This is a genomic window from Mycobacterium simiae (assembly GCF_008370645.1).
Classification (GTDB): Bacteria; Actinomycetota; Actinomycetes; order Mycobacteriales; family Mycobacteriaceae; genus Mycobacterium; species Mycobacterium simiae_A.
This window is the reverse complement of sequence record NZ_VTZN01000211.1, coordinates 1-7,297: the sequence shown is the minus strand read 5'-3', so window position 1 is coordinate 7,297 and position 7,297 is coordinate 1. Positions and strand designations below refer to the sequence as shown.

Below are 7,297 nucleotides of genomic sequence, written 5' to 3'. Positions count from 1 at the left end.
CCGGCCAGGCGCCGTCGATTCTGGGCCGACTCACCCGCCGCCGCAGCGGCGAACGGGGCCAGCGCTGACACTGTCACAACACTGGCCGCCGTAAGCCTGCCCGGCGGCGCACTGCTGCTGCTGCCAACCCGACCCGACGACGGCGACATCGACGCAATCAACGAGGCGGCCCAGCCGCTGCTGGAAACACTGGCCGCTCGTGGATTGCTATCCGGCCTGCTACCCCTCGATGAACGGAGCCGACCATGACCGTTCCCATTTCGTCGATCACCGATGCGAAGGCAACTCGGGTGACTGCGACAGACGGCCAACCGGAGCTGGGCGCGCTGCGGACCGAACGCGGCAGTCTTCCGCTGGATCGCATCGACGTGCGAGCCGACATCACCGGTTTCACCAGCCTCGTCGAGCTGACCCAGGACTTTGTCAACGCCTTCGAGGTGCCTCTCGAGGCGACCTACGTGTTCCCACTACCCAACCGGGCCGCGGTCACCCGAATGCGGATAACTGCCAATGGGCGGGTTGTTGACGCTGAGCTACGGGAGCGGGAGGCTGCCCGCCGCGCCTATGCGGACGCCGTCGTTGCCGAGCGGCGGGCTGTCATCGCCGAGGAGGATCGGCCGGATGTTTTCACGTTGCGGGTGGGCAGTATCGCGCCGGGTGAACGAGTTACCGTGGCGCTCACGCTGGTCAACCCGCTGAGCTACGAGGACGGCGAGGCGACGTTCCGCTTCCCCCTGGTGGTTGCGCCGCGCTACATTCCCGGGGTTGCTCTTGACGATTTCGCGGTCGGTGACGGCTACGCCGACGACACCGATGCGGTGCCCGACGCCTCGCGTATCACCCCGCCCGGGCTGCTGCCCGGCTTCCCCCACGCGGTTGCGGTGACTGTCGATGTCGGCATTGACCCTGCCGGGCTCACGCTGTCGCAGGTGCGTTCGAACCGGCCCGCGGCGACCACTGACGACGGCCGGATCCGGATAGCGCCGGGCGTGCGAGCCAACCAAGATTTGGTCCTGCGTCTGCGCTATGGCTCACCCGATCTCACTGACTCACTCGTGCTGGTTCCCGATTCGCAGGGTGGCGAGGGAACCTTTCAGCTCACCGTGCTGCCGCCGGTGTCAAGCGCGACGCCGCGTCCTCGGGACCTGGTGCTGGTGCTGGATCGCTCCGGCAGCATGGCCGGTTGGAAGATGGTGGCCGCCCGGCGTGCCGCGGCACGCATCGTCGACACGCTCACCAGCAGCGACCGCTTCGCCGTGCTGACCTTCGGCGACGGAGTGGACCGCCCCATCGATTTGCCGGATGACCTGGTCGAAGCCAGCGACCGGCAGCGATATCGGGCCGTCGAGCATCTTTCCCGGGTTGACGCCGGCGGTGACACCGAGCTGCTCGCACCGATGAGTCAGGCGCTCGCTTTATTGCACCGGACGCGGGGACGTGACGCTGTGCTCGTCCTGGTTACCGACGGGCAGGTCGGCAACGAGGACCAGCTGCTGCAGGAGTTGTCTGCGGACCTGCACCAGGTGCGGGTGCATACGGTTGCCATTGACCAGGCCGCCAATGCCGGATTTCTAGACCGCCTGGCCCGTGTCGGCGGAGGATATTGCGAATTGGTGGAAAGTGAAGACCGCCTCGACGAGGCAATGCACGCCATCCACCGTCGCATCGGCGCGTCGCTTGCGCGCTCGCTGGCGCTGCACGCCGAAGGGCTGAACATTATCGAGGACACTACGAGCCCGGCTCGGCTGCCCGACCTGTTTCCAGGGGTGCCGCTGGTGGTGATCGGGCGATATCGGGGCGGCCACACCGGATCGCTCACGGTCTGCGGCACGACCGGTGACGGCGCGGACTGGTCGGCCACTGTTGCCGGACAGCGCCGCGAGGCCCCGGCAGTCACCGCTCAGTGGGCACGGGTCCACTTGCGCGACCTGGAGGACAGCTACGCCTTGGCGCCCACGCAGGACTTGGCGAAGCGGATCGTCGACACCTCGTTGCGGTTCGGTGTGTTGTGCAGGTTCACCGCCTACGTCGGCCTGGACACCCGGGACGGCCGAGTAGTTGCCGAGGGCGGGCTGCAGCACCGCGTGCTGCAGCCGGTCGAGGCACCGGCTGGATGGGTACTGGCCCCCGTTGTCGCCCCGCCCCCAGTTTCGGCCGCCAAGGCGTCCACGGCTCCGGTGGCTGCGTCTGGCGGCAAGACATCGAGAGCGCGAACGGTCAAGTCACGCAATGTGATTGCGGTGGCTCTAGTCAGCTTGGTCAGCGTGTTGCTGCTGGGCACCGGCTGGGTCTGGTCACTCAATGGGGACGGTCTACCCGCCTCGACGCGCGATCGCGGCGTCGTGGCGGGCAGGCCTTCCGACATGTCGGATGCCACCGTGCCCGAGCCGAAGGGCGGTCTGACCGAGAACACGGTCGCCGCACCGCAGGCGCCGTCGCCGCCAGCGCCTCCGGGGACCACCTACAAACGCGACATCGTCACCACGGGATCGCTGCAGATGATCGTCACCGAACCTACTGAGGTGGCTGACCGGCTCGTCGCGGCGGTCACCGATGCGGGCGGGCGAGTGGATTCGCGATCGGAGCGATCGAGTTCTTCTTCCCAGTCCGGGACGCCGATGGTTGATCTTGTGTTGCGCATTCCGTCGGACAAGCTGGACGGCGTGCTGGCCGATGCCAAGAAACTCGGGACGGTGCAGTCGATGTCGATCGGACACACCGATGTCACGTCGCAGCGCGTCGACCTCGATGCCCGCATCGACGCGTTACAGACGTCGGTCAATCGACTGCTGGAACTGATGCGCCGGGCCGACGACACGGCCGATCTGCTGGCCGCAAAGTCGTCGCTGACGCAACGACAAGCCGAGTTGGACTCGCTGCGGGCGCAGCGGGCCACACTCGGTGACGAGGTTGCCTACGCGACGATCAACGTCAACCTTTCGGTCAAGCCGACGGTGCACCGCGCGGGTTTCCTGGGCGCGCTCGCGCGCGGGTGGCAGTCGTTGATGGGCGCGGCTTACGCCGTATTGCTGGCTGTTGGGTTCCTGCTGCCGTGGCTACCGCTGCTTGCCGTGGTGGCGGCGGCTATCTACTTCGGGGTGCGCGTCATCCGATCCCGCAGCCCCAGAGCAGCCGGTGACGAGGCAGCGCCATCGTAGCTTCGAACCGTTACCCTGCCACGTGTCGCCAACGAAAGCGCGCCCGCTGCGGCATGTTTGACGCTGTTGGTTACTTCGACCTGAAACCCTGCGCTTGTGCTGAGCCGCTTGCATTGGGCTACCAAACTTGGCGCATGAATGGAGCTTGGGCGCTGTCGATCACGCGGTGCGGGCGCTGATTTGGATGAGGCGGTTACCCCGCCGGTCGCTCTGGCTTTGCGGCAGCCGAGCCTACCGCGTCGCGCAGCGAGGCGAACCCGCCCTCATGCAGCCGGCGGGCGATGCCGTCGTGAATGTGTTTGGCCCACAAGCCCCCGCCGTAGATGAAGCCGGTGTAGCCCTGCAGCAGCGCCGCGCCCGCGGTGATGCGTTCCCACGCGTCGTCCGCGGTCTCGATACCCCCGACGCTGATGAGCACCAGCCGGTCACCGGCCCGGCGATAGAGCCGGTGCAGCACTTCGACGGCGCGGTGAGCCAGCGGCGGGCCGGAAATACCGCCGGCACCCAATTCGCTCACCCCGGCAGTCAGCAGTCCATCCCGCGACACCGTGGTGTTGGTCGCGACGATGCCGGCTAGGCCCAACTCGACGGCCAGGTCCGCGATGTCGTCGACATCGGAATCGGAGAGATCCGGCGCAATCTTGACCAACACCGGAGTCGAGGTTTCAGCCAGCACGGCAGCCAGAATCGGCCGCAGCGACTCGACCGCCTGCAAGTCGCGCAGCCCCGGTGTGTTTGGCGAACTGACGTTGACCACCAGATAGGACGCTAGCGGGCCGACCAGGCGCGCGCTGGCGCGGTAGTCATCGACCGCCTTGTCGGTCGGCGTGGTCTTGGTCTTGCCGATGTTGACCCCGATCGGTATCTCGGGACGATGCCGCGTAAGTCGAACCGTAAGCGCTCCGGCGCCTTGGTTGTTGAAACCCATTCGGTTGAGTAGCGCGCGGTCCTCGCGCAGACGGAACAAGCGCGGCGCCGGGTTGCCGGGTTGAGGATGCGCGGTGACGGTGCCGACCTCGGCGTATCCGAATCCCATGGCAGCCCAGACGCTTAGTCCAGTGCCGTCTTTATCGAAACCCGCGGCCAGCCCGAGCGGGCCGGGAAAATCCACCCCGAACACCGTGCTGGCCAACACTGGATCGGTCGGGCCCAGCCGGCGGCTCAGCAACCGGCGCAGCGCCGCAGCGCGGCTGACACCGCGCAGGACAGCAAAAACCAGCGTGTGCGCGCGCTCAGGCGGCAGCCGGAACAGCAGCCACCGCACCAGGCCGTACATCCAACCGTGGCGCTGGTTGCCCATCCTCACGGCTCCGGTTGCTCGGGCGGCGGGTTGATCAAACGAGATTTCTTGCGACGCAACAATACTCGTCGGCTGCCATCGGTGTAGAGCCGCACTCGGGTCAGCTCCCAGCCGCGATATTCGGCCTCGATGGACAACCTGGTGGAAGCGCTGAGTCTGGTGATCTCCGGAGGCAGCCGCAGCGGCGCCCATTCATACTCGTCTGACATCTCGGCGTCCCAGCCTGCCGGCAGCCGACTGCGCCCAGTCAATGGGCGACCGCCGCGTGCTCGATGACCTGAACTCCCGCACCCGATGCCGACACCACGTACAACGTGCCCGACGCTTCGTCGAAGGCCAGCGAGTTGGGTTGCTGCACGGTTGGGTAACGCACCTTTTCCACGGGTATTCCGGTGCTCAGATCGTAACCAATGACCATGTTGGACGCAGTTTGGGATACCCAGGCCAGCTCACCCGAGCCGGCCAGCCCGTATGGGGCCTGTCGCACTGGATAGGCTTGGCGCAACATTAGTGGGCCGACGCCGTACACCAGCAATTGGCCACCGCGAGTGTCGGCCACCAGCACCCGGCCCAGCGGATCCGCGGCCAAAGTCGTCGCCCCCAAGCCGGCGCGCAATGCCTGCTCGGCCCGGCCGTCCGCTCCGATCGCCGTCACCGAGGTCTGACCGCGATCCAGCACAACACTAGTATTTCCTTGCGTCACAACAGCATCCACGCGTGCAAACATCTTGTTGCGGTTGGCTACTTCGGCGGTCGCGGCGGCGTCGGCGGTCGCGGCGGCCAGAATGTAGACCGCGCCGTCGGCGCTGCCCAACACCAGCTTGCCATCAGCGCGACGCGCGATCGCGGTGAAGTCGGTGCCCGCAGCTCCGGCGACCCTGATGTATGCGATGCCGCCTCCGGACAGATCAACCGCGAAGTAGCCGCCCCGGGCGGCCACATAGCCCGTGCCATGGTCATCGCAGCTCAACGCCGTCGCAGGCCCCGGCAACGCGATTACCCGGGGCGGTGTCTGCGCATCGCCGAACACGGTGATGCGGGCTGGTGCCAAGGGTTCGGCGCCAGCGCTGAGGACCACCAGCTTGCGAATGCCGCTGTCGTACAGCGCCGCCTGCGGGCCGCCGCCGAGCGGTCGAACCATGCCGGTCGGCGTCTGAGCGACGGGCGGAGACATGGCGGGCTGGGCGGGTTCGATCGTGGGCGGCGCATTTCGGAGCCGATTCGACGAGCACCCCGTCAGCATTGTCAGCAAAACGATGACGCCGGATAAACAGCGCCGATATGCGTGTTTATCCGGTCGCAGCAACGGCTACCCCTTGATCGTCGAACATGAGAATCCACATTCTAGGGACGTTCTCGCCTCCAATCTCGTCATGTTGACACCCCTAAGCGGCACCGGGGAGGTATGGTCTCGGCATGACCGTCGCCGATGATCGGCATGTCGCAAACAAGGAGTTTGCTATCGAAGACATGTCGGCGGGCATTTTCGCCAGCGGATACGGGCAAGTCGGAGATGGGCGCAGTTTTTCCTTCCACATCGAACATCGGTCGCTCATCGTCGAAATTTACCGGCCCGGGCTATGTGGGCCAGTTCCGCAGGTTGAGGATGTCGTCGCGCGGTCGGTCCGTGGCCTGGTCGATATCGACCTCACCGATGAGCGGAGTTTGGCTGCGGCGGTGCGGGACGCGGTCGCGCACGCCGCGTCCGTTTCGCACTAGTCGGCTGCACGGCGGAGCGGGGCAACCAGGCGGTGGCCGGCGCCGCACCAGGTACGGTCGTCGTCGTGTCTGCGATTGCGGCGATGTCATGGTGGCAAGTCATCTCGTTGGCGGTGGTGCAGGGTCTGACCGAGTTTCTACCGGTCTCATCTTCCGGACATCTCGCGGTCGTGTCGCGGATATTCTTCAGCGATGACGCCGGCGCTTCGTTCACCGCGGTCACCCAGTTAGGCACCGAGGCCGCCGTCCTGGTCTACTTCGCGCGCGATATCGTCCGGATCCTGCGGGCCTGGATCGACGGTTTGGTGGTCAAGTCGCATCGTAACGCGGACTATCGCCTGGGCTGGTACGTCATCATCGGGACCATCCCGATCTGCGTGCTGGGCCTGCTCTATAAGGACGAAATTCGTTCGGGCGTCCGCAATCTGTGGGTGGTGGCGACGGCGATGGTGGTTTTCTCGGGCGTGATCGCGCTGGCCGAATACTTGGGTCGCCAAAGCCGCCACATCGAACAGCTGAACTGGCGGGACGCCGTGGTGGTTGGTGTTGCCCAGACTCTGGCGCTCGTTCCGGGAGTTTCGCGGTCCGGGTCGACCATTAGCGCTGGACTGTTTCTCGGCCTGGACCGCGAGTTGGCAGCCCGATTTGGGTTTCTGCTCGCCATACCCGCGGTCTTCGCCTCCGGGCTGTTCTCGCTACCTGACGCCTTCCATCCCGTTACCGAAGGGATGAGCGCCACCGGCCCGCAGCTGCTGGTGGCCACCCTGATCGCATTCGTCGTCGGTCTCAGCGCGGTGGCCTGGTTGCTACGTTTCCTGCTGCGGCACAACATGTATTGGTTCGTGGGCTACCGCGTAGTCGCCGGCGCGGGGGTGCTGATCCTGCTGGCGCGCGGGACGGTGACTGCGACATGACCGTCATCCTGGTGCGCCACGGTCGATCTACCTCGAACACCGCGGGCATCTTGGCCGGTCGTTCCGAAGGCATTGACCTCGACGACAGGGGGCAAGAGCAGGCGGTAGGGCTGATCGATCGGATCGGGTTTTTGCCGCTGCGGGCGGTGGTGTCGTCGCCGCTGCTGCGATGCCGCAACACCATCGAACCACTGGCCGACGCGCTG

The 7,297-nt window shown here is 66.2% G+C and carries 7 protein-coding genes and 1 pseudogene; 5 read left to right on the top strand and 3 right to left on the bottom strand.

The window, feature by feature from the left end:
- A pseudogene (locus F0Q45_RS28045) lies at positions 1-249 on the top strand (hypothetical protein); the annotation flags it as partial.
- The gene (locus F0Q45_RS22925) at positions 246-3,158 is read left to right on the top strand and encodes a DUF4349 domain-containing protein (RefSeq protein ID WP_149656096.1); all 2,913 of its coding nucleotides are present in this window, start codon (positions 246-248) and stop codon (positions 3,156-3,158) included. The pseudogene F0Q45_RS28045 and the gene F0Q45_RS22925, both read left to right, overlap by 4 nt.
- A gap of 193 nt (positions 3,159-3,351) precedes the next feature.
- Here F0Q45_RS22925 and F0Q45_RS22920 read toward each other — a convergent pair whose 3' ends face one another.
- From F0Q45_RS22920 to F0Q45_RS22910, 3 genes are read right to left on the bottom strand one after another with little or no spacing between them, the layout of a single operon-like run.
- Positions 3,352-4,434, bottom strand: coding sequence for a quinone-dependent dihydroorotate dehydrogenase (locus F0Q45_RS22920; protein WP_149656098.1), 1,083 nt, complete (start codon positions 4,432-4,434; stop codon positions 3,352-3,354).
- A 26-nt stretch (positions 4,435-4,460) separates the two neighbouring features.
- A complete protein-coding gene (locus F0Q45_RS22915; RefSeq protein ID WP_149656095.1) occupies positions 4,461-4,667 on the bottom strand; it encodes a DUF5703 family protein in 207 nt (68 codons plus the stop codon).
- Between the two features lie 38 nt (positions 4,668-4,705).
- The gene (locus F0Q45_RS22910) at positions 4,706-5,701 is read right to left on the bottom strand and encodes a YncE family protein (RefSeq protein WP_373425067.1); all 996 of its coding nucleotides are present in this window, start codon (positions 5,699-5,701) and stop codon (positions 4,706-4,708) included.
- A gap of 173 nt (positions 5,702-5,874) precedes the next feature.
- Here F0Q45_RS22910 and F0Q45_RS22905 point away from each other — a divergent pair, with 173 nt between their 5' ends.
- The 3 genes from F0Q45_RS22905 to F0Q45_RS22895 all read left to right on the top strand — a co-directional run.
- Positions 5,875-6,177 carry a hypothetical protein gene (locus tag F0Q45_RS22905; RefSeq protein WP_149656093.1) on the top strand — a complete coding sequence of 101 codons (303 nt, stop codon included), beginning with the start codon at positions 5,875-5,877 and terminating at the stop codon, positions 6,175-6,177.
- Between the two features lie 83 nt (positions 6,178-6,260).
- Positions 6,261-7,091, top strand: coding sequence for an undecaprenyl-diphosphate phosphatase (locus F0Q45_RS22900; RefSeq protein ID WP_149656097.1), 831 nt, complete (start codon positions 6,261-6,263; stop codon positions 7,089-7,091).
- On the top strand, positions 7,088-7,297 hold a 210-nt coding region (locus F0Q45_RS22895; protein ID WP_188113110.1), incomplete at its 3' end, for a histidine phosphatase family protein. The genes F0Q45_RS22900 and F0Q45_RS22895, both read left to right, overlap by 4 nt.

Bases quoted from the DNA above. Each gene is read 5' to 3' on its own strand.
- F0Q45_RS22925 (WP_149656096.1), top strand. From the start codon at position 246: ATGACCGTTCCCATTTCGTCGATCACCGATGCGAAGGCAACTCGGGTG.
- F0Q45_RS22905 (WP_149656093.1), top strand. From the start codon at position 5,875: ATGACCGTCGCCGATGATCGGCATGTCGCAAACAAGGAGTTTGCTATC.
- F0Q45_RS22900 (WP_149656097.1), top strand. From the start codon at position 6,261: ATGTCATGGTGGCAAGTCATCTCGTTGGCGGTGGTGCAGGGTCTGACC.
- F0Q45_RS22915 (WP_149656095.1), bottom strand. From the start codon at position 4,667: ATGTCAGACGAGTATGAATGGGCGCCGCTGCGGCTGCCTCCGGAGATC.
- F0Q45_RS22910 (WP_373425067.1), bottom strand. From the start codon at position 5,701: ATGCTGACGGGGTGCTCGTCGAATCGGCTCCGAAATGCGCCGCCCACG.
- F0Q45_RS22920 (WP_149656098.1), bottom strand. From the start codon at position 4,434: ATGTACGGCCTGGTGCGGTGGCTGCTGTTCCGGCTGCCGCCTGAGCGC.